Origin of the sequence: Alistipes sp. AF14-19, from assembly GCF_003461645.1 — a bacterium.
Classification (GTDB): Bacteria; Bacteroidota; Bacteroidia; order Bacteroidales; family Rikenellaceae; genus Alistipes; species Alistipes shahii.
Genome location: NZ_QTXM01000005.1, coordinates 88,431 through 112,841, shown reverse-complemented (window position 1 = coordinate 112,841; position 24,411 = coordinate 88,431). Strand labels below are relative to the sequence as shown.

Below are 24,411 nucleotides of genomic sequence, written 5' to 3'. Positions count from 1 at the left end.
GATGGCCATTCACGACGCAACAATAGCCATCGACTTCGACGGTACGGTCGTAACGCATGCCTACCCGGAGATCGGTGAGGATGCGGGAGCGGCGCCCGTGCTGAAAGAGCTGACGGACAACGGTTGCCGACTGATCCTCTACTCGATGCGGCATGGAAAACTGCTGGACCGCGCGGTGGAATGGTTCCGCGTCCGGGGCATTCCGCTCTACGCCGTGAACGAAAATCCGTCGCAGAAGCGCTGGACCTCGTCGCCGAAGATTCATGCAGACCTTTACATCGACGACTGCAATCTGGGCTGTCCGCTGCGGTTCGTCGACGGAGAGAAACATCCCGTGGCCGATTGGGCCAAGATCCGCGAGCAGCTCGTCCGGGAAGGTTTTCTGGACTGACGCGCAGAAAGTCGGGGGGGGGCTGACGAAGGCCCAAACCGGATAATAAAAAAGCGAGACTTTGGAATGTCTCGCTTTTTTTGCAGGCGGGCTGGAGCGGCAGAGCGGCAGAGCGGCGGGCAGAAGTATACAGGCGGTGGCAAAAACAGGCAGAGGTAGGCCTATAATGACAGAGACAATAGGAGCTGGCAAGTTCCGGGCATCGCGAAGAACGGGACGGATGGGTAGTACTCGAGTACGTCCCATTCGTCCCGTTCGAGGGAATTACGGAAATGACTGCATCTGAAGCGGAACCGGTTTTTGATTATCGCGGAGCAGATTTTGCCATAACGCAGTTCGGCCCGGACGGGACATACCGAAGTATTTCCCGTTCGGGCCGGACAAGGCAGGGCGAAAGATGCCCGTGAGAATCGAAAACTACGCCCAGAGATTCCGGGGATATTTACCCTCGGCAATCATCTTCTCGATGGCGGCCATCAGCGCGGGTTTGTCCTCCTTGTAGGTGACGCCGTGCCACTGGGCGGCCGAACGCAGCACGCGGAGCGTAGCCGTGCCGTCGCCGATCAGCTTGTTGACCATCGTCGGGATGTAGAACTCCGACTTGATATTGTCCTTGTTGGCCTCGAACCAGACTTTGAAGTACTCCTTCGAGTAGGTGAAGAAGTCGGGCGTGAAGCCGAAGAGGTTCATCGAAACGGGAGTGTCCTCGGCAAGAGGCTCGTCGGCGCCGTTGTCGTGGAAGACGATCCGGCCGTCGGGCATCCGCTCGATCTGCGTCCGCTCGACCATCGACGTGAGGTCGCCTTTCGGATCGACGCCGCAGACGCCGCGCGAAACCGTACCGTTCTCCGAAAGCGTCTTGTTCAGGTCGTAAGCGACCATGCAATAGCTGTTGCGGCTCTCGCCAAGCTGCGCCAGGTAGTCCCCGATGGTCTTATAGGCCTCGGCGCCGTAGAAATCGTCGGCGTTGATCACGGCGAAGGGTTCGTGAACCGCATCGGCTGCCATCATCACGGCGTGGTTCGTACCCCACGGCTTGACACGGCCTTCGGGAACGGCAAGACCTTCGGGCAGGTAGTCGAGTTCCTGGAAAACGAAATCCACGGCGATGCGCCCGCCGAAACGGTCGGCCGAGAAGACCTCGCGGAACTCTTTCTCGAAGGAGTGGCGGATGACGAAGACGACCTTGCCGAAACCGGCGCGGATGGCGTCGTAGACCGAATAGTCGATGATGGCCTCGTTGTTGGGACCGACACCGTCCATCTGTTTGAGCGACCCGTAGCGGGAGCCCATGCCCGCGGCGAGTACCAGTAATGTGGGTTTTACCATGTTATTTTATCTGTTTATGACATTGGTTCAAAACATCCACAAAGGTAAAAAATTAAGCGCGCCCCGCAAAGGATTTATGCAAATTTGCCTATCTTTGTAGGGTTAACAAAGAGAAATCGTACCCGGAGAGATGAAATTTCTGAAAACCATACGGGCATGGTGGCGCGGCCTGTTCCGCAAACGCCGGTTCAACATGCTCAACGCCACGGACAACACCGAAGAGTGGCACATGCACCTCTCGCCGGCGAGTATCCTCGCGGGACTGGTGGCGTTCATGCTGATGCTCTTCATCCTCACGCTGTCGCTGGTGGCGTACTCCCCCATCCTGGAATTCCTGCCCGGATACCGCACCGAGGCCGACCGTTCGCGCGAAAGCCTCGTGCAGAACATCATCCGGCTCGACTCGATGGAGCGCATGATGAACGACATGCTGACCTACAACGAGAACATAGCCCTGATCATGGAGGGACGCACGCCCGTGGCGCGCGTGCTCGCCTCGTCGGACTCGTCGCGCATCAGCAAGGTGCTGGTGATGCCCTCGCACGAAGACTCGCTCCTGCGGGCCCAGATGGAGGGCGACGGCGAATACGCCATCGCCGGACAGGGCGGCTCGCGGCGCAAGGTGCGCGAGGCCATCGAGCTGGCGACGCCCGTCGAGGGAATCATAACCGGAAAATTCGACATCCGGCAGGGAAATTTCGGTGTGAAGATCGCCGCGACCGCCGCCGACCGCATCACGGCCATCGACAACGGCACGGTGGTTCAGAGCCTCTGGACCCCGGAGACGGGTTACATCGTGGTCCTGCAACACGCCGGGAACCTGATCTCGGTCTACAAGAACCTCTCGCAGTCGCTCGTAACGACCGGCCAGACCATCCGTTCGGGCGAACTGATCGGCTACAACGCCGAAGTGCAGGACGGAGAGGTCCGGCTCTTCGAATTTGAACTCTGGAACAACGGCAAACCCGTGGACCCCGAGGGGTACATCGTCTTCTGACAAACGCATGAAACAAAGACTCGCAATACTGGGTTCGACCGGCTCGATCGGCGTGCAGACGCTCGACATCGCCCGCGAAAACCCCGGCCGCTTCGAGGTCCGCGTCCTCACGGCCAACCGCAACTGGGAACGACTGGCCCGGCAGGCCCGGGAATTCGACGCCGACGCGGCGGTGATCGCCGACAAACAGCACTACGCGCAGCTGCGCGACGCACTCGCGGGAACCGACACCAAAGTATATGCCGGAGAGGAGGCCGTGGCGCAGGTCGCGGCCGGAGGCGGCACGGACGTGGTGGTGAACGCCCTGGTGGGCTACGCCGGACTCGCTCCCACGGTGGCGGCCATCGAGGCGGGCAAGAAGCTCGCGCTGGCCAACAAGGAGTCGCTCGTGGTGGGCGGCGCCTGCGTGATGCCGCTGGCCCGGGAGCGGAAAGCCCCGGTGATTCCGATCGACTCGGAACATTCGGCCATCTTCCAGTGTCTCGTGGGCGAGCGCGCCCCGGTCAGAAGGCTGATCGTCACGTGCAGCGGCGGCGCATTCCGCGACTTCCGGGCCGAAGAGCTGGCGAACGTCACGGTGGAGCAGGCCCTGCGCCACCCCCAGTGGGACATGGGCGCGAAGATCACGATCGACTCGTCGACGCTCGTGAACAAGGGGTTCGAGGTGATCGAGGCCCACTGGCTGTTCGGGACCCCGGCGGAACGGATTTCGGTGTTGCTCCACCCGCAGTCGATCATCCATTCGATGGTCGAATTCGAGGACGGCGCGATCAAGGCCCAGCTCGGAACGCCCGACATGCGCCTGCCGATCAGCTTCGCGCTGCTGTACCCCGACCGGGCGAACCGTCCCGGCGAGCGGTTCAACTTCCTGAACCATCCGCAGCTGACCTTCGCCGAAGTGGACCGCGCGAAATACCCGGCGCTCGACATCGCCTACGACTGTCTGCGGCGCGGCGGCACGGCGGCCTGCACGATGAACGGCGCCAACGAGGTGGCCGTGGCGGCGTTCCTCGCCCGCAAATGCGCATGGCTCGACATCGTGCGCGCCATCCGCTACGCGCTGGAGCACGCCGCATTCGTCCCCTCGCCCACCCTGGCCGATTACGCCGAGGCGAACGCCGAAGCCCGCGCGCTGGCGGCGGAGTTCCTACAATTAAAAAATTAAAAATTAAAGCTTGTGGACATTCTTGTAAAAATCATTCAGTTCTTCCTCTGTTTCACCATCCTGATAGGCATTCACGAGATGGGTCACTTCATCATGGCGCGGGTGTTCAAAATCCGCGTCGAGAAATTCTACATCTTCTTCGACCCATGGTTCTCGCTGTTCAAATTCAAACGCGGAAACACCGAGTACGGTCTGGGATGGCTGCCGCTGGGCGGATATGTCAAGATCGCCGGCATGATCGACGAGTCGATGGACACGGAACAGATGAAACAGCCCGTCAAACAGGACGAGTTCCGCGCCAAACCCGCCTGGCAGCGTTTTCTGGTGATGATCGCCGGCGTGGTGATGAACGTCGTGCTGGCCGTGGCCATCTACATCGGCATCTGCTACACGTGGGGCGACACCTATTTCTCGAACGCCGACGCCAAGTGGGGCTACAACTTCAACGAGGCCGGGCACAAACTCGGATTCCACGACGGAGACCGGCTGGTGAGCATCGACGGCGAAGAGGCGGACGACATCAACAAGGTCGTAAACTCGCTGATCATCACCGAAAGCGACCGCAGCGTCGTGGTCGAACGCAACGGACGGCAGGTGGAACTGATCCTCCCGCTCGACGAGCTGATCTCGATGCGCCAGCAGAAGGGATACGAAAATTTTCTCCTGCCCCGCATCCCCTTTCTGATCGACAGCGTCGTAAACCCGACCGTCGCACAGTTGCGGAAGGGAGACGAGATCGTAGCCATCGACAACGTTTCGGGTCTCGACTTTGCGGGCTACGGCCAATACCTGAAGGCGCACGCCGGAGATTCGGTGCTGCTGACAGTCCTGCGGGAAGGGGACATGCTCTTTGAATTCAAAGCGCCCGTCTCGGAGAACGGCACGCTCGGAGTCATCCGCAAGGGCCTCGCGCTGCGCACGCAGAAATATACGTTCCTGGAGGCGATTCCGGCCGGTATTCAAAGGACGGGCAAGGTGATCTCCTCCTACTGGGACCAGCTGAAGATGATCGTGCAGCCCAAAACCAAGATGTACGAGGAGCTGGGCGGATTCATCTCCATCGGCAGCATCTTCCCCTCCACGTGGGACTGGCAGGACTTCTGGATGAAGACCGCCTTCCTGTCGATCATCCTCGCGGTGATGAACATTCTGCCGATCCCGGGACTCGACGGCGGGCACGCGATCTTCACTTTCTGGGAGATGATCTCGGGCCGCAAGGTGAGCGACAAGGTGCTCGAAGCGGCGCAGTATGTCGGACTGATCATCATTCTGTTCCTGCTGCTCTACGCCAACGGCAACGACATTTACCGGTTCTTTATCAAATAAATGCGGAGCCGATGACAAACCGAACTGCGGAAAAAACGGAAGCCTGCGCCGCGGCGCTGCGGAGACACCGTTTCGAGGCCGAGGTGGTGAAGGACGCCGAAGCGGCCTTCGCCCTGATGAAGGCCGTCGTGGAGGCCGAAAACCCGCAACTCGTGTCGTTCGGCGACTCCATGACGATGCGCGGAACGGGCATCGTCGAGTGGCTGCGGAGCAACGGGCGGCTGACGCTGCTCGACGGATTCGACGCCTCGAAGCCCTACGAGGAGCGGCTGGAAATCCGCCGCCGCGCGCTGTTGTCGGACCTTTTCATCACGGGCGTGAACGCCGTGACGGAGCAGGGAACACTGCACTGGCTGGACAAGGTGGGCAACCGCATCGCACCGGTGGCATTCGGTCCCCGAAAGGTGATCATCGTGGCGGGACGCAACAAGATCGTGGCCGACCGCGACGAGGCCGAGGAGCGCATCCGCCGGATCGCCGCCCCGCAGAACGTAGCGCGACACCCCGGATTCCGCACCCCCTGCGCCAAAACGGGCGTCTGCGCGGACTGCAACTCGCAGGACCGCATCTGCAACACCCGGATGGAAATGCTGCGATGCTGGCCCGACAAACGGGTGTTGGTAATACTGATCGACGAAGATTCCGGATTATGATGAAACAACTGAAATACGGCACGACCTGCCTGCTGTTGCTGGCAGCCGCCTGCGGAGACGATTCCGACGCATTTTACACGGCGGTTTATCCCGTCGTGCGCGTCGAGGCCGAAATCACCCTTCCGGACCCCGAACCGGGCCCAACCGATCCCACCGACCCCACTGATCCCACCGATCCAACAGACCCAACAGACCCAACAGACCCAACAGACCCAACAGACCCAACAGACCCCACGAACCCCACCGATCCCACGGAACCGGAGACGAAGGCTGGGGAAAACGAAACGGACCCCGTGGTCGAACGGATCAGGGAGGAGATCGAAGCGGCGGCTCCCGTGAAGGCGGGCGGAAGCTACGTGCTGGAATTCACCAAATACAACGGCGGGCGCCTCCGGATCAGACAGACGGCGGAGGCGGACCGGGTGCGGGGCGTCTTCTTCAAGGACCCGGGCGCAACCGACATCCTCGTCTACTGTCCGGAACCGGCGATGAAGTACACCTGCGTCGTCTCGGCCTACAAGGCCGAGGACGGCACGAGCAAGACCCTCCTGACGGTCGACCTGACCGAAGAGTACCAAGCTCTCTACCCCGAAGCCGGAATCACGAAGGCCGTGCGCCGGGAGTACACCTCGGCAAACGCAAAATAGGAGGACGTATGGCAAAGGTCAAAAAGGCATTTTTCTGCAAAAACTGCGGGTTCGAAGCCCCGAAATGGCTGGGACGCTGCCCCTCGTGCGGCGAATGGAACACGTTCGCCGAGGAGATCATCGCCCGCGAGAGCGGTTCGGTCCCGGCGGTCGCGGCGGGTCCCCTGCCCGCGGCGAAGCCTCAGCGCGTGAGGGACATCCGCGAAAGCGAGCACGTCCGCCTCGATCTGGGAAACGCCGAGGTAAACCGCGTGTTGGGCGGCGGGATGGTCCCGGGGTCGCTGGTCCTCGTGGGCGGCGAGCCGGGAATCGGCAAATCGACCCTCTCGCTGCAAATCGCGCTGGCGGCGAACGGACTGAAAACCCTCTACGTCTCGGGCGAGGAGTCGGCCGAGCAGATCAAGATGCGCGCCGCGCGCATCGGCATCGGCAACGACGAGTGCCTGATCTATCCCGAAACGCTGCTGGAAAACATCGTGGCGCAGATCGCCGAGCACCGTCCCGACCTGGTGGTGATCGACTCGATACAGACGATTTACACCGACCTCCTGGACTCGTCGGCGGGAAGCGTGTCGCAGATCCGCGAATGCGCGGCGACGCTTCTGAAATACGCCAAATCGACCGGAACGTCGATCTTCATCATCGGCCACATCACCAAGGACGGCTCGATAGCCGGTCCCAAGATACTCGAACACATCGTCGACGTGGTGTTGCAGTTCGAGGGCGACAGCAACAACATCTACCGCATCCTGCGGGGTATCAAGAACCGGTTCGGAGCGACGTTCGAAATCGGGGTCTTCGAGATGCTCGACGCCGGACTGCGGGGGGTTGACAATCCGTCGGAAATCCTGCTGACGCACTATGAGGAGCCGTTGAGCGGCATCGCCGTGGGGGCATCGGCCGACGGCGTGAGGCCCTACCTGATCGAGGTGCAGGCGCTGGTGAGCGGTGCGGCGTACGGCACGCCCCAGCGTTCGACGACCGGATACGACGCACGGCGCATGAACATGCTGCTGGCCGTGCTGGAGAAGCGCGTGGGGATGAAGATGTTCCAGAAAGACGTTTTCCTGAATTTCGCGGGCGGATTCAAGGTCGCGGACCCGGGGCTGGACCTCGCGGTCGTGGCGGCGGTGATCTCGTCCTACTACGACCGTCCCGTGGCCGAGGGGGTCTGCTGCGCCGGCGAAATAGGCCTGTCGGGCGAAGTGCGCCCCGCGCCCCGCACCGAACAGCGCATCAGCGAGGCCGCAAGGCTCGGATTCAGGCGCATCATCGTGTCGGGCTATCTGGCCAAAGGCGGCAAGCGTCCCAAAGGCATCGAGGTAGTCCCGATAAACAGCGTCGACCAGCTCCCGAAGGCGCTTTTCACAGAATAGGCCGACATCAAAAACAACAGATAAGGAAAGGAGCGGCTTCTGGCAGTCGCGGCCGGAAGATTTTCGATTCGCCTCGGGTGAATCGGCAGGCCGCAGCTCCGCCCTGCGGAGCCGCTCGTAACAGCCCTTCGAGCGGACCACCGCGAGCTGCCGCCTGAAAACGCGACAGAAGTTCCGGAGAGCGAATCTTCCGACCTCGCATGGGCTTCCGGCCGGATTGCCGCCGGTATGGAATGGATTTTGCTTTTTCCCCGGTAAAAGGGAAGAAAATGCAAAAGAGAATAGTCGTACTGGGCGGCGTGGGATTCATCGGCTCCCACCTGTGCCTGCGTCTGTTGAACGACGGGCACGAAGTCTTCTGCGTGGACATACGCGACACCGCCGATTCGCCGCTGCTGCGCGACATGCCGCCGCACCCGGAATTCCGGTACGTCCGCCACAACATCGTCAACGCATTCGGCATCCGCTGCGACGAGATTTACAACCTCGCGGCGCCCTCGCGCGTGCGCTACAACAAGGCGCTGCCCGTCGAGTCGCTCAAGGTCAGCATACTGGGGTCGATAAACGCCCTCGACACGGCCCGTTCGGAGCACGCACGCATCCTCTACGCATCCACCGGAGACATCTACGGCACGGGATACCGCGACACCTCGGTCGAGGCGGCGGACGGTTGTCCGACACACCGCACCCTCGCCGAAGGCAAACGGGCCGGGGAGGCCCTGCACCGCGCCTACCAGTATGAATTCGGGGTCGACGCACGCATCGCGCGCATCTTCAACACCTACGGCAGCGGCGCCGACCTGATGGACCAGCGCGAGGTGATGAAGATGATCGTGGCGGCGTTGCAGAACCGCGACATTCCGATCAACGGCAGCGGCGAGCAGCTGCGGACCTTCTGCTGGGTGGAAGACGTGGTCGACGGACTGGTGCGGCTGATGGAGGCCCCGCCGGCCGAGACGACGCGCACGGCCAATTTCGGCAGCAGTCACGAGGTGACGATCCGCTCGCTGGCCGAGAAGATCATCGCCCTGACGGGCAGCAGCTCGCACATCGTCCACGCCGAAGCGCGCATCGACGACATACGCCGCCGCACGCCCGACATCTCGGCGACACGGCGCGAACTGGACTGGGCGCCCCGCACACCGCTCATCGAAGGCCTGCGGCGCACGATCAGCTACGTCGAAAAGGAACTTGCGGAGAAGAACTATGCGGGAATATCGTGGGTGGAAATAAACTGATCGGAAGATATGACCATGACGGACTTTGACAAGATCATCTGGCGGGACGCGCTGACGTTCGTAGACTTCTTCGCCACCTGGTGCGGGCCGTGCCGGATGATGATGCCGGCCATCGACAAGTTTCGGGAGCGGATGAACGGCCGCGTCGACGTCTACAAAGCGGACATCGACGACCCCTCGATGCGTGAAATCATACGGCGCTACAACATCATGTCGGTCCCGACACTGATGTTTTTCTGCCGCGGAGAGGTATTGTGGCGCGAGAGCGGCCGCGTGGGGTACGAACACCTGATCAACGTGCTGAACGAACTCGAAAAGCGCGAACAGGTGATGCAGCCCTAAACCTCCAGTCGCCAGGCCAGCTCCTCGTGGACGCAGGCTTCGGCAGGGAGCTGACCCAGAGAGCCGGCCGCGCGGAGAACCGCCTGCCGGTTCTCTTCGTTTCGCGTCCCGAGGGCCGTGAACAGCGCCACGGCGCCATGAGCCAGCAGGTGCGCTTCCGGGATGCTGGCCGCAGCGGCCCCGTGCACGACGGCCGCAGCCGGAACGGCCCACGCCGGAGAAGGATGCGGAACGCGGGCCGCGGCCATCAGGGCCGCATACTGCCGCAGCCACCCGGCATCGGGCGCAATCCACGCCGCGAACAGTTCGGGGAACGCCCCGATGCGGCTCAACAGCGCGAAGGCGGCCTCCGCGGCGATTTCAGAATTGAGAAGCCCGTCGCCCCAGAAGGCGAACTCCCCGGGCGTAAGGCGCGCCGGATCGGCGATGTGCAGCGCGGCAAGGCGCAGGCAGCGGACATCCTGCCGCCAGAGGTATTTGGCGAAATCGTGATCGGCGGCCTCGGCACGCGCCAGCGTGCGGAGCGTCGGCAGGCTCACGCCGTAATTCAGGCCGCAGGGTGCGCCGTAGAAGCGCATCGAATCGGCAACAGCGCCGTTGCGCTCGCGGCGGAATGCCCCGAGCAGCGCCGCCATGCGGGAGGTGAAATCCATCGGAAGATTATTTGCGGCGCGGCAGGGCGACGTTGATCGTACGGCCGAATTCGAAAACAGGAAGCACGGCGCGGGCATACTCGCGGCCTCCCGAGACGACGATGCAGGTCGAGGGATCGGCCACGCGGCACGCCACGACCTGCGTCTCCTTCGGACCGGCCTCGAGGTCGCTCTTCGCGACGCCCGAAGGTTCGATCTGCAACAGCACGATGTCGCCCGAAAGGTCCGTGTCGGGAAGCAGTCCGGCCGCAGGGCTGAAGCGGCAGACGATATACTGTTTCTTGTCGGCCTGCGGGCAGACCACGTAGCGGCGGGTCTCGGTCGAGACGATCCGCTTGCCGAGGAACAGCTCCAGATAGCTCTGCTCCAGACGGTCGATCTCCTCCAGCGCGGCCTTCAGGCCCTCGCCGAAGACGTTCTCGCCCGCTTCGCCCGTGACCAGCTCGATGCGGTGGCGGCGCAGCGAGAAGATTTGCGCGGCGGCGGTGCGCGCGGCGTCCTCCAGCGCGGGCGTCGTCATGTCAGTCTTGTCCGGCTGCAAGCGCGCGAACTCGTTTTCGGAGGCGGTGTGCGACAGCACGCGGGTCGAGGCCGGAGCCGGAGCCGCGGCATTGAGGTAGGTGTCGCCGTCGAGCAGGGCGATCTGCGCCCCGGTGACGCTCCACACGGTCTTGTCGGTGAGCGGAGCGCGCACCCCGAGGTATTTCTGCGCATAACGCGCATAGGGTCCGCTCAAGGTGACGTCGTGTTCGACGGTGACGTCGACGGCAAGGATCGTGCGCGGCTGGGCGACGGTAAGGCCGCCGGCGGTTTCGTTCGCGCCCTGAAGGGAGATGTATGGGTTCTGGGCCGAGACGCCGCCCGAAAGCAGCAGGGCAAATGCCAAAAGTCTGAATTTCATGGTCCGAAAATTTTATTGCGGTTTCACAAATGTAGCTTATTTTCGCGTGCCGTCAAAATTTCAGGTAAAAATCACGGGTCAGGGCGCGGTATTCGGGCGTGTAGCATTCGTGCTCTCCCGTGCCGACGACCAGTTCCGAGACCTCGGGCACGGCGGCGGAACAATCGGCGGGAGGGTCGGCGGGGCGGTCGGCGGAACAATCGGCGGGAGGGGCGGCGGGGCGGTCGGCGCGGACGAACTCCATCAGCGCCCGTTTGGCCGGGCGGCGGGGCGTGGTGCGCACGTCGGTGCGGCGCACGAGGGCCAGTCGCCCGGCACAGACCGCGAGGAAACGCTCCGCTTCGGCCGTGGGAAGGATGACGGCAAACCGGCCTCCGGGAGCCAGCAGGCGGAGGACGGCGTCGCGCAGGTCGCCGAACGGCAGGTGCACGGCATGGCGGGCCGCGGTGCGTCCCCCGTCGGGGCAGGTGAGCGAGTCGACGAAAAACGGCGGGTTGGAGACGATCAGATCGAACGGCTCCGGGGTCTCGAACTCCTGCACGGGGCATTGAGCGAACGCCACCCTGCCGCTCCAGGGCGAAGCGGCGGCGTTCTCGCGGGCCTGCCCGACATCGTCGATGTCGACGCCCGTGACATGCGCCTCCAGGGCGCGCTGGGCCAGCATCAGGGCGATCAGCCCCGTGCCCGTGCCGATGTCGAGCATCCGCCGGTCCTGCGGCCGCACCGCGGCCCATGCACCCAGCAGAACGCCGTCGGTCCCGACCTTCATCGGGCAGCGGTCCTGACGGACCGTGAATTGTTTAAACCGAAACCCGCTTAAGAAGCGGGATTTATGAGTATTATTCATTGTTCATTCAAATAGCCGTCCATGCCTGCGCCGAACAGTGAGAAATCGTACCGCGCAGGATCCTCCGCATCGAATGCGCGCAGGGCGTCCGTCAACTCCTCGACGGCCCGCCAGTCGTTCTGGCGGCGGCCAAGCAGTCCCAGCGCACGCGCCGTCTCGCCGACATGGACGTCCAGCGGCAGGTAGAGGGCCGACATCGGGATACGCCGCCACAGACCGAAATCGACACCCCGGTCGTCGCGGCGCACCATCCACCGCAGATACATGCACAGCCGCTTGCAGGCCGCGCCGCGCTCGACGGACGAAACATGCTTCTCGCAGCGCGGAGCGTGCTCCCCGGCGAAAAACTCGCGCCGGAAGTCGGCCAGCACGGCGGGCATGCTCTGCGCGGCCTCATAGCGCGTCTCGAAGAAATTCCCGATGCCGCCGTGACGCTCCTCCATACGCCGCAGGGCCAGCACGAAATCGCGCAGGTCCCCGCCGTTGAACGTGCGGTGGACGTAGGACGAAAGCAGCGCCAGTTCGCGCTGCGAGGCGTTGCGCACGAAATCCGCCGGAGCGTCGTCCATGAAGTGCATCATGCGGTGGCCACTGCGGACAATGGCCTTACGGTTGCCCCAGGCGATGGTCGCGGAGAAAAATCCCGCGATCTCGCGGTCGGCGCGGTCCGTATAGCGGTGCGGTACCGAAATCGGATCGTCGGCGATGAAGTCGGGGCTGTTGTATTTGTCGTGGAGCGCGTCGAGCAGCTCCTTCAGATCGGTGTTCGTCATGGCGTGCGGAGCATTCGGAGCAAGACATCGGTTTGCGGGATGCCGTAACCCAGTTCGCAGCCGGGAGCTGCGGCCCGCGTGCCGGAAGCGTGCAGCAGTCCGATGAGTTCGCCGCGTTCCATAGGACGGTATTCGAGCAGGCAGGCGCAAAGCCCCGCGATAACCGGCGTCGAAAACGAAGTTCCCAACGGCGAGGCTCCGGCGACGAAATCGGGCTTCACATAGCCGACATCTTCGCGTCCGACACCACTGGAGCGGGAGCGGGAAACACCGTCGGAATCGCACGAACCGACCGTGATGACCTGCCGGACATCGGCCGGAAAGGAGACATTGCGCCACGCCTTGTCGCCCTCGTTGCCGGCGCTCTGCACGAAAACGAGTCCGGGGCGCGCCGTGAGCAGGCTGTCGAGGTAGCGCGAGAGCGTCGAGGTGCAGCCGTCGAGCATCGCGGGCGTATAGCCGCTGAAATCGTCGAACGTCGTATAGCCCAACGACGAGGAGATCACGTCGACGTCATGCGCCAGGAGCCACTCGATGCCGCGGATCAGCTGCCGCTCCTCGGCGCGAGGCTCCACTTCGGCACGGTCGGTTTTCGCAAGATAATACTCCGCACCCCATGCCAGCCCGCGGATCGTATCGCCCGAACGGCCTCCGAGGTTGGTGCAGACCCTTGTGCCGTGGTCTGTGGCGTCGTCGAAGAATGCCGTCTCGTCGCCGCCCGTGAAATCGCGCCAGGCGGCGACGTGCAGCCCCCGCGTCCAGCGGTCGGTGCGGAAGCCCCCGAAACCCGCGTCCAGCACCCCGATGCGGACGCCCCGTCCGGAGAGGTTCAGCGAATCGAACGCCCGGGACATCGTCTGCCCCACGGCGCGCGAATAGGTCCGGGAGTAGTCCGAGGTCCACGCCCCGCGCACCTCGCGCACGAGGTCCCACGCACCGTAGGCGGCAAGAGCCGGAAGAAGCAGCCAAAGCAGTTTTTTCATGTTACCGGACCGTTTCGCAGCCGAGGATCAGACCGTCGGACATGGTGATCTTCCGGTCGGCCATTGCGGCGAGGTTTTCGTCGTGGGTGACGATCACGACGGTCTGGCCGAGCCGTTCGCGCAGGTCGAAGAACAGGCGATGGATCTCGTCGCGGTTGTGCGAGTCGAGGTTGCCCGAGGGTTCGTCGGCCAGCAACACGGCGGGCGAATTGACCAGCGCACGGGCGATGGCCACGCGCTGCTGCTCGCCGCCCGAAAGCTGTCCGGGCTTGTGGTCGCGCCGCGCCGCGAGGCCCATCATGTCGAGCAGTTCGGCGGCACGGCGTTCGACATCGACGCGCGGACGCCGGCCGATCAGCCCCGGAATGCAGACGTTCTCGAAAGCCGTGAACTCCGCAAGCAGGTGGTGGAACTGGAACACGAAGCCGATGCGCTCGTTGCGGAACTGCGACAAGGCCCGATCGCCCAAGGCCGAGACATCGCGGCCGTCGATCTCCACGCGCCCGCCGTCGGGACGCGACAGCGTGCCGATGATCTGCAAAAGCGTGGTCTTGCCAGCGCCGCTGGCCCCCACGATGGAGACCACCTCGCCCTGCGCCACGTCGAGCGAAACGCCTTTCAGCACCTCCAGCGTGCCGAAACTCTTGTGTATGTCGGTAGCCCGTATCATTGGCGGAACATATTGAACAGTTTGACCGTGTCCACAGCTTCCCGCACGTCATGGACGCGGAGTATCGCCGCACCCTGGCGCAGGCACTCCCAGCCCAGGGCAACGGTTCCGGCGAGCGATTCGGCTGGAGTGGCGTCGAGGACCTTATAGATCATCGACTTGCGCGAAAGCCCCGCCAGCACCGGGTAACCCAGCGCGCAGAGGCGGTGCAGACCCGCGAGCAATTCGTAGTTCTGCTCCGTGGTCTTGGCGAAGCCGAAGCCGGGGTCGAGGATGATGTTTTCACGCCGGATGCCCGCGGCGAGCATCTCGTCGGTGCGGCGGCGGAAATAGCCGACGACCTCGGTGACGATGTCGCGCCGGTAGTCGGTCTGCGACTGCATGGTTTTCGGATCGCCCTTCATGTGCATGGCGATGTAGGGTACGCCGCAGTCCGCAACGACGGAGAGCATCGCAGGGTCGAGTTCCCCGGCCGAAATGTCGTTGACGACGAGCGGCCCGAACGTTTCGACAGCCTTCGCCGCGACTTCGCTGCGGAACGTGTCGACCGAGACGGTCATGCCGGGCGCCAGCCGACGCACGGTCCCGACGCCCAGCCGGACGCGACGCCACTCCTCGTCGGCGGGGACTTCGTCGGCCCCGGGACGCGAGGAGTAGCCCCCGACGTCGATCAGCTGCGCCCCTTCGGACACGGCTTCGCGGACGCGGCGCTCGACGGATTCGGCCTCCGGAGTGCGGCTGCCGGCATAGAAAGAATCGGGGGTGACGTTAAGAATCGCCATCACCTGCGGCGAGGAAAAATCAATGTTCATGGGCTTCATGGCTGAAAATTCGGTGCAATTCCGCGACAGCGGGTTCAAGGTCGGATTCGAGGATGTTGACAAGGGTGTAGTCGGCCTTCGCGCTCAACGTATCGTCGTCCGTCTGGGCGGCGATACGGAGGCGGACCTCCCCGGGTGTGCGCCCGTCGCGGCGGCAGGTGCGTTCGATGCGCAGCGCCTCGGGGGCGAGGACGGCAACCGTGCGGTCGACGCAGGCATCGAACCCCGCATCGAAAAGAAGGGCGCTTTCGAGGATCACGTAGTCGCCCTCCTGCTGTTCGGCCCACGCCGCGAAATCGGCCCGGACGGCCGGGTGGACGATGGCGTTCAGGTCGGCGAGGGCCTGCGCCTCGGAGAAGACCCGCCCGGCAAGGTAGGTACGGTTCAAGGTCCCGTCCGCATAGGCTTCGGCCCCGAAACGGTCCGTGATGCGCCGGCGCAGCTCCGCATCCTCCGTCATCAGCCGTTTGGCCCCGGCATCGGAGTCATAGACCGCGACGCCCAAACGCGCGAAAAGACGGCAAACGGTGCTTTTGCCGCTGCCGATGCCGCCTGTGATTCCGACCTTCATCATGGGTTACGGGGAACGTCGATTTCGGGAATGTCCCCGATGGAAATGATCTTGATGTCGCTGAACCGCGGCGCAAGGGCGTTTTGCAGCGACTGGGGGTCGATGATGAGTTTACCCTCGTGCCCCTCCTCATACGAACGCTTCGTCTTGAGTTCCGCAAGCGGAATGCGCAGCGTCTTGTTCATGTAGACCCGGTAGCCGAAAAGGTTCGTACCGACGCCCTCGACCACGCAGGTAACCTCGAAAGGCTGTCCGTCGACACTCACCCTCACGGTCTGCTCGGTGGTGTACGTATAGCTCAATTTCGCGATATACCAAAGGATGAACGACGCGACGAGCAGCGCCAGAAAAACCGGCGACACGTAGCGGTGCATCCATTTCAACCAATTTTCCATCATGGGAACCTATAATATCCGTATGACAAAGATAGTGCAAGGCGGGGCAATATCAAATTTATTTTGCACATTGCCGAGCCGCAGCCTGCCCAAGCGGGCGTCTGCTTGCCCGCAAAGATAGTGCAAGCCGGCCGCAATGCCAAATTTATTTGAAAAAACGGACCGCACCTCTCGGTGCGGTCCGTTTTTGTCGGATCGGGAGTCTATCCATTACTTCTCCACGTCGGTCTTGGCGCGCTTCGTCATCAGATCGTAAGCGATCGGCGTCGCGAGGAAGATCGTGGCGGCCGTACCTACGACCACGCCGATGATCAGCGCGAAGATGAAGCCGCGGATCGTCTCGCCGCCGAAGAAGAAGATGGCCAGCAGCGTCACGAGCGTCGTGCCCGAGGTGTTGATCGTACGCGACAGCGTCGAGTTGATGGCGTTGTTCACGGTCTCCTTCAGGTTGCGCTTCGGGTAGAGACCCAGGTACTCGCGGATTCGGTCGAAGACGACCACCGTGTCGTTGATGGCATAGCCGATGATCGTCAGGATCGCGGCGATGAACGCCTGGTTGACCTCGAGGTTGAAGGGCAGCAGACCGTAGAACATCGAGAAGATGCCGATGATCAGCAGGGCGTTGAAGGCCAGGGCCGCCGTGGCGCCCGAAGCCCACTGCCAGCGCTTGAAGCGGAACGTAATATAGAGACCGATGGCGATGAGCGAGAAGAGCACCGAATAGATGGCGTTCCACGTCATGTCCTTGGCGATCGAGGGACCGATCTTGTCGGCCGTCAGGATACCGTTGGCGTCGGTCTGCGTATTGCGGAACTGCTCGAAGGTGATGTCATACGAGTAGAGCGGTTTCAGAGCGTCGTAGATGATCTGCTCGACCTCCGAGGTAGCCTCGTCCGACGTGTCGTCGTAGCGATACTGGGTCACGATGCGCATCTGGTTCTCCTTGCCGTACTGCTTCACCTCGGAACTGATCGACGAAGCGTCGGCATCGGCGAACTGCGAGAAAGCCTTCTCCACATTCTGACGAACCTCTTCAGCCGAAACGGGCTTGTCGAAACGGATCACGTAAGCGCGGCCGCCCGTGAACTCGGCGCCGAGGTTCAGACCGCGGGCGAAGAACGAAACGCACGACAGAACCATCAGGGCAACGGCGATGCCGTAAGCCAGTTTGCGCTTGGCGATGAAGTCGACGCGCGTGTTATTGAGGAAGTTCTCCGACCAGCGGCGCGAGAAGGTGATGTGACCCCATTTGCCGACGATCCACTCGATCAGCAGGCGCGTGATGAAGATGGCGCAGAAGAACGAGGTGATGATACCGATGATCAGCGTCGTGGCGAAGCCCTGAACCGGACCGTTGCCGAAGATGAACAGCACGATACCCGTGATGATCGTCGTCAGGTTACCGTCGATGATGGCCGAATAGGCCTTCGAGAAACCGTCCTTGATGGCCAGCGAAAGACCCTTGCCGCCGCGAAGCTCCTCCTTGATACGTTCGTAGATGATCACGTTCGCATCGACGGCCATACCCATCGTCAGCACGATACCCGCGATACCCGGAAGGGTCAGCACGGCGCCGAACGACACCAAAACGCCCATCAGCAGGAAGACGTTCGTGAGCAGCGCGACGTCGGACATCCAGCCCGCCGTCTTGTAGAACAGACCCATGTAGAGCAGCACGAGGATGAAGGCGATCACGAACGAGATCATACCGGCGTTGATCGACTCCTGGCCCAGCGAAGGACCTACGACCGTATCCTGGATGATCTTGGCCGGAGCGGGAACCTTACCCGAATTGAGCACGTTGGCCAGGTCCTTGGCCTCCTGGATGGTGAAATCGCCGGTGATCTGCGACTGTCCCTTGTCGATCTTCGAGTTGACGCGGGGAGCCGAATAGACGTAGCCGTCGAGAACGATGGCGATGCACTTGCCGATATTTTCGCCCGTCATGCGCGACCACTCCTGCGTACCTTCGGCGTTCATGGTCATCGAAACCTCGGCCGTGGCGCCGCGCTGGGCGTACTGCTCGGTGGCTTCCGTAACGACCGAACCGTCGAGCGGAGCCTTGCCGTCGGGCGTAGAAACCTTGATGGCGTAGAGGTAGAAACGACCGTCGATCTTGTCGTCGCCCTTGACGCCCCACTTGAACATGATGTCGGCGGGGAACAGCTCGCGGACGGCCGGCTGGGCGAGGTACTCGTTGACGGCTGCCATGTCGGCCTTGTAAGCGGCTCCGATGGAGGCGCCGCCTGCGAAGCGGGGATTGAGGACTGCAAAGAGCGGGTTCTGCGAGTGGTCGAAGTTGCCTTCCTGAACGGCGGTCTCGGCCGTGGCGGTCGAATCGGCGGCGCCGACCTCGGCGATCAGGCCCTCGGCCTCGACGGCGGGAGTCCCGGCGGCAACGGCAGCCTCGGCGGCAGCGGTCTCGGGCGCAGCGGCGGGAGCCTGCGCCAGTTCGGCCTTGATGAGTTTGTCGGCAGCGGAAAGCGCGGGGAAGATCTCATTGGCGTCGTAGGTGGTCCAGAACTCCAGCGAAGCGGTTCCCTGCAACAGGTCGCGGACGCGCTGCGGCTCCTTCACGCCCGGAAGCTCGACCAGAATGCGGTGCGAGTTCGGGAGGCGCAGGATGTTGGGCTGCGTAACGCCGAAGTGGTCGATACGGCTGCGAAGCACGTTGAACGATGCGCCGATGGCAGCCTCGGTCTCCTTCTTGAGGATCTTCTCGACGTCGGCGTCCGAGCTTTCGAGCGTGATGTCCTTGCGGTCGGGGCTTACGAAAAGCTCGGCGATGGGACGGCCGTTCGAAAGGCGCGAATACGCCTTCACGAAGTCGGAAATATAGTCGGTCGAAGAGCCTTGCTTCATCGCCTCGTTGGCCACGCCGATCGCCTCGATGAAAGCCGGGTCGTTCTGGCTGTCGCCGGCCAAAGCCTTCACGACATCCTCGACCTGCACCTCCAGCATGACGTTCATACCGCCCTTGAGGTCCAGACCCAGGTTCAGCTCCTTCTCCTTACACTCCTTGTAGGTGAACTTGCGGAAGCCCAGGTTGTAAACCGGCAGGTTCTGCACCGAATCGAGGTAATGCTGTTCGGCCTCGCCCTGCTGGTCGAGGGGGAACTGCGCGGCATAAGCGGCCGCCTGCTTCTCTACGCCACGCGTCTTGAACGTAAACGAGAGCTGATAAACACACGCGAGAGCCAGCAGGACCGCAATGAGTTTAATAAAACCTTTACTTTGCATTTGAGTGAAAAATAGTTATTGTTATTTGTTGTAATTATTGTCATTACGCACAATAGCACGCAAAGATAGAAAAATAAAGTGAAAAGTGAAAGGTGAAAGGTGAAAAGTAGTGCGCCGGCGCAAAAAAATCCGTATTTTTGGAGCCGTATGATAAAATACACGGAATACAAATACCACCTCGCGGCGTTGTTCACGGTGACCGTATGGGGCGCGACGTTCGTTTCGACGAAGGTCCTGATCGCCAACTCGCTGACTCCGGCGGAAATTTTCCTGCTCCGGTTCGCGATGGCATACGTCTGCATCCTGCCCTTCGCCCGCGGACGCATGTGGGCCGCGAACCTGCGCGACGAACTGCTGCTGGCGGCCGCGGGGCTGAGCGGAGGGTCGCTCTATTTCCTTACCGAAAACATGGCTCTGGAGTACGCCCCGGCCTCGAACGTTTCGCTGATCGTCTGCACGGCGCCCGTGTGGACCGCCGTGGTGATGAGCCTCTTCTATCGCGGCGAGCGGATGTCGCGGCGGCAGATCGCAGGCTCGACGCTGGCATTCGCGGGGATGGTGCTCGTGGTACTCAACGGGCATTTCGTGCTCCGCCTCTCGCCGCGGGGCGACATGCTGGCGCTCTCGGCGGCGATGCTATGGATGGTTTATTCGCTGGTGATCAAACGCCTCGGAGGCCGCTACCCCGCTATCTTCATCACCCGGAAAGTCTTTTTCTACGGACTCGTGACGATCCTCCCGGTCTTTGCGTTCCGGCCTTTCGGCGCGGACTGGGAGGTGCTGTCGCGGCCCGTCGTGTGGGGCAACCTGCTCTTTCTGGGCGTCGTGGCCTCGATGCTCTGCTACGTGCTCTGGAACGCCGCGATGCATCGTCTGGGAGCCGTCAGGACAACCAACTACATCTATTTCAACCCGCTGGTGACGATCGTCGCGGCGGCACTCTGCATCGGCGAGCGGATCACCCTCGCCGCTTTGGCCGGAGCGGCGCTGATCCTCTACGGAATGTGGCGGGCGGAGCGGGCCTAATGCACCATCTTCAGGCCGACGATGCCGACGAAGACCAGCGACAGGAAGAACATCCGCCAGAAGGTCACGGCGTCGTGGAAGAAAACGATGCCGAGGACCACGGTTCCCACGCCCCCGATACCGGTCCAGATCATGTAGGCCGTACCCATCGGGATCGTCCTCTGGGCCACGTAGAGCAGCCAGCCGCTCACGCCCATAGACACGACCGAAAGGGCCAGAAAAAGAAAATGGTAACGCGGGCAGAGGTTCGCAAGTTTGAACCCCAGCGGCCACCCCATCTCGAAAAGTCCTGCCAGAATCAGATACAGCCAAGCCATCGGAAACGATTTTTACGGACGAAGATAGCAAATTTTACATCCCGGGCAAAATAAAGAGCGCGACTCCCGCAGGAATCGCGCCCTTTCGCGTCGAATTAATTCTTAATTTTTAATTGGCGAAGCCCTACTTCACCTCTTCGAACTCCACATCCTCGGGCTGCCCGTCGCCGCCGCCCTGCTGGCCGCCGGCGTTCGACTGCGACTGCTGACCGGCATCGGCTCCGGGCTGTGCGCCCTGCTGTGCCTGCTGCTGCGCGTAGATGTCCTGCGAAGCGGCCTGCCATGCGGCGTTAAGCTCGGCCATCGCCGTGTCGATGGCGGCCACGTCGGCGTTCTTGTGCGCCTCCTTCAGCTTGCCGAGCGCCGTCTCGATGGCGGCCTTCTTGTCGGCGGGAAGTTTCTCGCCGTACTCCTTGAGCTGCTTCTCGGTGGTGAAGATGTTCGAGTCGGCGGCGTTGATCTTGTCGATGCGCTCCTTCTCGGCCTTGTCCTTCTCCTCGTTGGCCTTGGCCTCGTCGCGCATGCGCTGGATCTCCTGCTCGGTAAGGCCCGAGGAGGCCTCGATGCGGATCTTCTGCTCCTTGCCCGTGCCCTTGTCCTTGGCCGAAACGTTCAGGATGCCGTTGGCGTCGATGTCGAACGTAACCTCGATCTGCGGAACGCCGCGCGGTGCGGCGGGAATGCCGTCGAGGTGGAAGCGGCCGATCGACTTGTTGTCGCGGGCCAGCGGACGCTCGCCCTGGCAGACGTTGATCTCCACCGAAGGCTGGTTGTCGGCAGCCGTCGAGAAGGTCTCCGACTTGCGCGTCGGGATCGTCGTGTTGGCGTCGATGAGTTTGGTCATCACACCGCCCAGGGTCTCGATACCCAGCGACAGCGGCGTAACGTCGAGCAGCAGCACGTCCTTCACCTCGCCCGTGAGCACACCGCCCTGAATGGCGGCGCCGATGGCCACGACCTCGTCGGGGTTGACCGAACGGTTCGGGGTCTTGCCGAAGAACTCCTCGACGATCTTCTGGATCGCGGGAATACGCGTCGAACCGCCCACGAGGATCACCTCGCTGATCTGCGAGGCGTCCAGACCCGCGTCACGAAGCGCCAGCTTGCAAGGCTCGATGGTCTTGCGGATCAGGTGGTCGCACAGCTGCTCGAACTTGGCGCGCGTGAGCGTCATCACCAGGTGCTGCGGAATGCCGTTGACAGGCATGATATACGGCAGGTTGATCTCCGTGGTGGTCGAGGACGACAGTTCGATCTTCGCCTTCTCGGCGGCCTCCTTCAGACGCTGCAAGGCCATCGGGTCCTGACGCAGGTCGATCTGGTGCTCGGCCTTGAACGACTCGGCCATGTAGTCGATCAGCACGTGGTCGAAGTCATCGCCTCCGAGGTGCGTATCGCCGTTGGTGGACTTCACCTCGAAAACGCCGTCGCCCAGTTCGAGGATCGAAATATCGAACGTTCCGCCGCCCAGGTCGTACACGGCGATCTTCTGGTCGCTGGACTTCTTGTCGAGGCCGTAGGCCAATGCGGCGGCCGTCGGCTCGTTGATGATGCGGCGGACCTTCAGACCGGCGATCTCGCCCGCCTCCTTCGTAGCCTGACGCTGCGAGTCGGAGAAGTAGGCCGGAACCGTGATCACGGCCTCCGAAACCTCCTGGCCCAGGTAATCCTCGGCCGTCTTCTTCATCTTCTGGAGGATGATGGCCGAAATCTCCTGCGGGGTGTACTGACGTCCGTCGATGTCCACGCGCGGGGTGTTGTTGTCGCCCTTGACGATGGCATAGGGAGCGCGCGCGATGTCGGCCGAAACCTTGTCGTAGGTCTCACCCATGAAACGCTTGATCGAGAAGACCGTGCGCTTGGGGTTGGTGATCGCCTGACGCTTCGCGGGGTCGCCGACCTTACGCTCGCCGTCGGCCGTGAAAGCCACGACCGAAGGGGTCGTGCGGTGTCCCTCGGAGTTGGGGATTACAACAGGCTCGTTGCCCTCCATCACTGCCACGCAGGAGTTCGTGGTTCCTAAATCAATACCGATAATCTTTGCCATAATAGTAATATGTTTTAATTGTTTATTTTTCGGTTGCGTATCCGCCGGTCCGGGCTTTTTCCGACTCCGGCCGCCGGTTACGCCCTCGAACCGAACAAAGGTCGTGCCGATCGGCAATCCCTGCCAAATTGTCAGCCCGATGGCAGAAAAATGCCGTGCAACGTCATGGCGCACGGCATTTTGTCACCCGCCTGAAAAGCGGTTTTTGAGGGGCGCGGCGCACTCGGGGGTGTTCGCAGTCCGGCGACTTGCGTTTTTTGCCGCTTTTTGGTCAGCGGTTAACCGCGGTCTCCGCCCGCGGAAACTTATGTACTTTTTGACCGCAAAAAGTACCAAAAACTCCCCGGCAGATGCCTCCGCCTACTTCGTCCCGGCTAACGTTCGAACCGGGCGCCTATTCGGGGGGGCGCACGCGCCCCGGCCCCGTTTCTTGCCACTTTTAGCCGGGCCTTCGTTTCACGGCTCCGGCATCGGGCCGGAGTCGTTCGCCGCGTCCCGCGGCGGGAAGGATGCGTCCGGGACAAGCAGAAAGCACAGAAGCCTACGATCGCCCCTGGAAGCGGGTTTCAACCGCCGCATTATCGCTTGGAGCGGAAGAAGAACAACCGACAGCCCGCGTGCCCGGAGCGGGAGGCTGTAAAGGCTTGATCTTACTGCGCCCGCTCAACGCGGGCCGGAGGTTGTTCCCGCGAAAAGCGACATGCGGATGGTTTTGGTACTTTTGCCATCAAAAGTACAGAGAAAGCCGCGACGATGTCGCGGGTGTTTTGTACCTTTTTTCCGCAAAAAGGTACCCAAAAACTCCCCGGCAGATGCCTCCGCCTACTTCGTCCCGGCTAACGTTCGAAACGGGGGCCTATTCGCGGGGGCGCACGCGCCCCGGCCCCGTTTCTTGCCACTTTTAGCCGGGCCTTCGTTTCACGGCTACGGCATCGGGCCGGAATCGTTCGCCGCGTTCCGCGGCGGGAAGGATGCGTCCGGGACAAGCAGAAAGCACAGAAGCCTACGATCGCCCCCAAGGGGGGGGGCTGGGGAGAACGCAACGGCAGCAAAAAACCCGCAGGTTGCCGGGCTGCAAACAACCCGCGCCGCTCAAGCGGACGCTCCCAAGGGCTGGGGCGAACGAAAAGACTAAAAGGACCCGCCGTCGCCGGACTGCGAAGATCTTTGCCACCAAAAGGCAGCGATACCCCGCGGGCGAGGACCGCGGAATGTTTCATGTACTCTCGGTGACAAAAGCACAAACAAAAAGGCCTGCAAAACGCAGGCCCTTCTTCCGGCGGATGCCGGACAAATCGCTATAACTCCGTTACTGCTCGCTCAAGATGCGCATTGCAACATCGAGAATCGTCGTATCGTCCAACGTAACGACACCCCCGTCCGGTCCCGGTTCGAAGTGCACGCCGACGCACTCCTTCGATTCGTGCTTACCGCCGAAGTAATTGCGGACAGTGTCTACGTCGATTCCTAACTCATCTGCAATGCGCTGCGAGCTGCCGCTGGGCAACCGGTCCTTGATACGGCGCAACTCGTTAAATGTGATAATCATATCCGTTGAATTTTTGGTTGATGGTTCTACACAACTAAATTAATACAATTTTACGGAACTGCAAAATTTCTGCCTGAAAAAGTGTAATAAAAATGCAACGCGAAAGAAAAGAAGCGAAAGTCCCCTGTTCCAAAACAAAAGCCCCCGCCGAAGC

24 protein-coding genes are annotated in these 24,411 nt (G+C 62.1%); 10 read left to right on the top strand and 14 right to left on the bottom strand.

All coding sequences use genetic code 11. The features are described from left to right. Window position 1: 1 nt before the first annotated feature. Window positions 2–391 (top strand): hypothetical protein, encoded by a 390-nt coding sequence (locus DWW03_RS06540; protein WP_022061597.1) that lies wholly within the window; start codon window positions 2–4, stop codon window positions 389–391. Between the two features lie 417 nt (window positions 392–808). Here DWW03_RS06540 and DWW03_RS06535 read toward each other — a convergent pair whose 3' ends face one another. Further along, complete coding sequence (locus DWW03_RS06535; protein WP_022061598.1) at window positions 809–1,720, bottom strand: NDP-sugar synthase; 912 nt, start codon at window positions 1,718–1,720, stop codon at window positions 809–811. A gap of 130 nt (window positions 1,721–1,850) precedes the next feature. Between DWW03_RS06535 and DWW03_RS06530 the strand changes: the two genes are divergently transcribed. The 8 genes from DWW03_RS06530 to DWW03_RS06495 all read left to right on the top strand — a co-directional run bounded on the left by DWW03_RS06530 (window position 1,851) and on the right by DWW03_RS06495 (window position 9,464). Next, window positions 1,851–2,717 (top strand): murein hydrolase activator EnvC family protein, encoded by an 867-nt coding sequence (locus DWW03_RS06530; protein WP_022061599.1) that lies wholly within the window; start codon window positions 1,851–1,853, stop codon window positions 2,715–2,717. Window positions 2,718–2,724: 7 nt separating this feature from the next. Continuing rightward, entirely contained in the window at window positions 2,725–3,882 is a 1,158-nt protein-coding gene (locus tag DWW03_RS06525) for a 1-deoxy-D-xylulose-5-phosphate reductoisomerase (protein ID WP_022061600.1), read from the top strand. A gap of 12 nt (window positions 3,883–3,894) precedes the next feature. Continuing rightward, window positions 3,895–5,208, top strand: coding sequence for an RIP metalloprotease RseP (gene rseP / locus DWW03_RS06520; protein ID WP_022061601.1), 1,314 nt, complete (start codon window positions 3,895–3,897; stop codon window positions 5,206–5,208). An 11-nt stretch (window positions 5,209–5,219) separates the two neighbouring features. Beyond that, window positions 5,220–5,861 (top strand): lactate utilization protein, encoded by a 642-nt coding sequence (locus tag DWW03_RS06515; RefSeq protein ID WP_015545897.1) that lies wholly within the window; start codon window positions 5,220–5,222, stop codon window positions 5,859–5,861. Continuing rightward, on the top strand, window positions 5,858–6,508 hold the full coding sequence (locus tag DWW03_RS06510; RefSeq protein WP_118406523.1) for a hypothetical protein: 651 nt from the start codon (window positions 5,858–5,860) through the stop codon (window positions 6,506–6,508). Before DWW03_RS06515 ends, DWW03_RS06510 begins: the two co-directional genes overlap by 4 nt. A gap of 8 nt (window positions 6,509–6,516) precedes the next feature. Further along, window positions 6,517–7,884: a DNA repair protein RadA gene (gene radA / locus DWW03_RS06505; protein WP_015545895.1), complete on the top strand. Its 1,368-nt coding sequence runs from the start codon at window positions 6,517–6,519 to the stop codon at window positions 7,882–7,884. A gap of 269 nt (window positions 7,885–8,153) precedes the next feature. Then, complete coding sequence (locus DWW03_RS06500) at window positions 8,154–9,122, top strand: NAD-dependent epimerase/dehydratase family protein (protein WP_118406522.1); 969 nt, start codon at window positions 8,154–8,156, stop codon at window positions 9,120–9,122. 9 nt (window positions 9,123–9,131) lie between these two features. Next, entirely contained in the window at window positions 9,132–9,464 is a 333-nt protein-coding gene (locus DWW03_RS06495) for a thioredoxin family protein (protein WP_015545893.1), read from the top strand. Here the strand turns inward: DWW03_RS06495 and DWW03_RS06490 are convergent. The 10 genes from DWW03_RS06490 to secDF all read right to left on the bottom strand — a co-directional run bounded on the left by DWW03_RS06490 (window position 9,461) and on the right by secDF (window position 19,318). Beyond that, on the bottom strand, window positions 9,461–10,117 hold the full coding sequence (locus DWW03_RS06490; protein WP_118406521.1) for a DNA alkylation repair protein: 657 nt from the start codon (window positions 10,115–10,117) through the stop codon (window positions 9,461–9,463). The two genes, DWW03_RS06495 and DWW03_RS06490, sit on opposite strands and share 4 nt — an antisense overlap. A gap of 7 nt (window positions 10,118–10,124) precedes the next feature. Continuing rightward, window positions 10,125–11,018 (bottom strand): DUF4831 family protein, encoded by an 894-nt coding sequence (locus tag DWW03_RS06485; protein WP_118406520.1) that lies wholly within the window; start codon window positions 11,016–11,018, stop codon window positions 10,125–10,127. A gap of 52 nt (window positions 11,019–11,070) precedes the next feature. Beyond that, entirely contained in the window at window positions 11,071–11,787 is a 717-nt protein-coding gene (locus DWW03_RS06480) for a tRNA1(Val) (adenine(37)-N6)-methyltransferase (protein ID WP_118406519.1), read from the bottom strand. A 74-nt stretch (window positions 11,788–11,861) separates the two neighbouring features. Continuing rightward, a complete protein-coding gene (locus tag DWW03_RS06475; protein WP_118406518.1) occupies window positions 11,862–12,638 on the bottom strand; it encodes a TIGR02757 family protein in 777 nt (258 codons plus the stop codon). Continuing rightward, window positions 12,635–13,621 carry a S8 family serine peptidase gene (locus DWW03_RS06470; RefSeq protein ID WP_118406517.1) on the bottom strand — a complete coding sequence of 329 codons (987 nt, stop codon included), beginning with the start codon at window positions 13,619–13,621 and terminating at the stop codon, window positions 12,635–12,637. The genes DWW03_RS06475 and DWW03_RS06470 overlap by 4 nt, the downstream gene beginning before the upstream one ends. Window position 13,622: 1 nt before the next feature. Further along, complete coding sequence (locus DWW03_RS06465; protein WP_118406516.1) at window positions 13,623–14,291, bottom strand: ABC transporter ATP-binding protein; 669 nt, start codon at window positions 14,289–14,291, stop codon at window positions 13,623–13,625. Then, on the bottom strand, window positions 14,288–15,073 hold the full coding sequence (gene folP, locus DWW03_RS06460) for a dihydropteroate synthase (protein WP_118406544.1): 786 nt from the start codon (window positions 15,071–15,073) through the stop codon (window positions 14,288–14,290). The genes DWW03_RS06465 and folP overlap by 4 nt, the downstream gene beginning before the upstream one ends. A gap of 19 nt (window positions 15,074–15,092) precedes the next feature. Further along, window positions 15,093–15,686: a dephospho-CoA kinase gene (gene coaE, locus DWW03_RS06455; RefSeq protein ID WP_015545885.1), complete on the bottom strand. Its 594-nt coding sequence runs from the start codon at window positions 15,684–15,686 to the stop codon at window positions 15,093–15,095. Next, entirely contained in the window at window positions 15,683–16,078 is a 396-nt protein-coding gene (locus DWW03_RS06450; RefSeq protein ID WP_044054649.1) for a hypothetical protein, read from the bottom strand. The genes coaE and DWW03_RS06450 overlap by 4 nt, the downstream gene beginning before the upstream one ends. Before the next feature lie 210 nt (window positions 16,079–16,288). Next, window positions 16,289–19,318, bottom strand: a complete 3,030-nt coding sequence (gene secDF / locus DWW03_RS06445) for a protein translocase subunit SecDF (RefSeq protein ID WP_118406515.1) — start codon at window positions 19,316–19,318, stop codon at window positions 16,289–16,291. A gap of 147 nt (window positions 19,319–19,465) precedes the next feature. On the opposite strand from secDF, the gene DWW03_RS06440 reads away from it, so the two are divergent. Further along, on the top strand, window positions 19,466–20,344 hold the full coding sequence (locus tag DWW03_RS06440) for a DMT family transporter (protein ID WP_022061361.1): 879 nt from the start codon (window positions 19,466–19,468) through the stop codon (window positions 20,342–20,344). Here the strand turns inward: DWW03_RS06440 and DWW03_RS06435 are convergent. From DWW03_RS06435 to DWW03_RS06420, 3 genes are all read right to left on the bottom strand, one after another. Continuing rightward, complete coding sequence (locus DWW03_RS06435) at window positions 20,341–20,661, bottom strand: DMT family transporter (RefSeq protein ID WP_015545882.1); 321 nt, start codon at window positions 20,659–20,661, stop codon at window positions 20,341–20,343. The two genes, DWW03_RS06440 and DWW03_RS06435, sit on opposite strands and share 4 nt — an antisense overlap. 124 nt (window positions 20,662–20,785) lie before the next feature. After that, window positions 20,786–22,708, bottom strand: coding sequence for a molecular chaperone DnaK (gene dnaK, locus DWW03_RS06430; RefSeq protein ID WP_118406514.1), 1,923 nt, complete (start codon window positions 22,706–22,708; stop codon window positions 20,786–20,788). 1,309 nt (window positions 22,709–24,017) lie between these two features. After that, complete coding sequence (locus DWW03_RS06420) at window positions 24,018–24,257, bottom strand: hypothetical protein (RefSeq protein ID WP_015545881.1); 240 nt, start codon at window positions 24,255–24,257, stop codon at window positions 24,018–24,020. Window positions 24,258–24,411: the final 154 nt, after the last annotated feature.

Bases quoted from the DNA above. Each gene is read 5' to 3' on its own strand.
- DWW03_RS06540 (WP_022061597.1), top strand. From the start codon at position 2: ATGGCCATTCACGACGCAACAATAGCCATCGACTTCGACGGTACGGTC.
- DWW03_RS06535 (WP_022061598.1), bottom strand. From the start codon at position 1,720: ATGGTAAAACCCACATTACTGGTACTCGCCGCGGGCATGGGCTCCCGC.
- DWW03_RS06530 (WP_022061599.1), top strand. From the start codon at position 1,851: ATGAAATTTCTGAAAACCATACGGGCATGGTGGCGCGGCCTGTTCCGC.
- DWW03_RS06525 (WP_022061600.1), top strand. From the start codon at position 2,725: ATGAAACAAAGACTCGCAATACTGGGTTCGACCGGCTCGATCGGCGTG.
- DWW03_RS06515 (WP_015545897.1), top strand. From the start codon at position 5,220: ATGACAAACCGAACTGCGGAAAAAACGGAAGCCTGCGCCGCGGCGCTG.
- DWW03_RS06510 (WP_118406523.1), top strand. From the start codon at position 5,858: ATGATGAAACAACTGAAATACGGCACGACCTGCCTGCTGTTGCTGGCA.
- radA (WP_015545895.1), top strand. From the start codon at position 6,517: ATGGCAAAGGTCAAAAAGGCATTTTTCTGCAAAAACTGCGGGTTCGAA.
- DWW03_RS06500 (WP_118406522.1), top strand. From the start codon at position 8,154: ATGCAAAAGAGAATAGTCGTACTGGGCGGCGTGGGATTCATCGGCTCC.
- DWW03_RS06495 (WP_015545893.1), top strand. From the start codon at position 9,132: ATGACCATGACGGACTTTGACAAGATCATCTGGCGGGACGCGCTGACG.
- DWW03_RS06490 (WP_118406521.1), bottom strand. From the start codon at position 10,117: ATGGATTTCACCTCCCGCATGGCGGCGCTGCTCGGGGCATTCCGCCGC.
- DWW03_RS06485 (WP_118406520.1), bottom strand. From the start codon at position 11,018: ATGAAATTCAGACTTTTGGCATTTGCCCTGCTGCTTTCGGGCGGCGTC.
- DWW03_RS06480 (WP_118406519.1), bottom strand. From the start codon at position 11,787: ATGAAGGTCGGGACCGACGGCGTTCTGCTGGGTGCATGGGCCGCGGTG.
- DWW03_RS06475 (WP_118406518.1), bottom strand. From the start codon at position 12,638: ATGACGAACACCGATCTGAAGGAGCTGCTCGACGCGCTCCACGACAAA.
- DWW03_RS06470 (WP_118406517.1), bottom strand. From the start codon at position 13,621: ATGAAAAAACTGCTTTGGCTGCTTCTTCCGGCTCTTGCCGCCTACGGT.
- DWW03_RS06465 (WP_118406516.1), bottom strand. From the start codon at position 14,291: ATGATACGGGCTACCGACATACACAAGAGTTTCGGCACGCTGGAGGTG.
- folP (WP_118406544.1), bottom strand. From the start codon at position 15,073: ATGGCGATTCTTAACGTCACCCCCGATTCTTTCTATGCCGGCAGCCGC.
- coaE (WP_015545885.1), bottom strand. From the start codon at position 15,686: ATGATGAAGGTCGGAATCACAGGCGGCATCGGCAGCGGCAAAAGCACC.
- DWW03_RS06450 (WP_044054649.1), bottom strand. From the start codon at position 16,078: ATGGAAAATTGGTTGAAATGGATGCACCGCTACGTGTCGCCGGTTTTT.
- secDF (WP_118406515.1), bottom strand. From the start codon at position 19,318: ATGCAAAGTAAAGGTTTTATTAAACTCATTGCGGTCCTGCTGGCTCTC.
- DWW03_RS06440 (WP_022061361.1), top strand. From the start codon at position 19,466: ATGATAAAATACACGGAATACAAATACCACCTCGCGGCGTTGTTCACG.
- DWW03_RS06435 (WP_015545882.1), bottom strand. From the start codon at position 20,661: ATGGCTTGGCTGTATCTGATTCTGGCAGGACTTTTCGAGATGGGGTGG.
- dnaK (WP_118406514.1), bottom strand. From the start codon at position 22,708: ATGGCAAAGATTATCGGTATTGATTTAGGAACCACGAACTCCTGCGTG.
- DWW03_RS06420 (WP_015545881.1), bottom strand. From the start codon at position 24,257: ATGATTATCACATTTAACGAGTTGCGCCGTATCAAGGACCGGTTGCCC.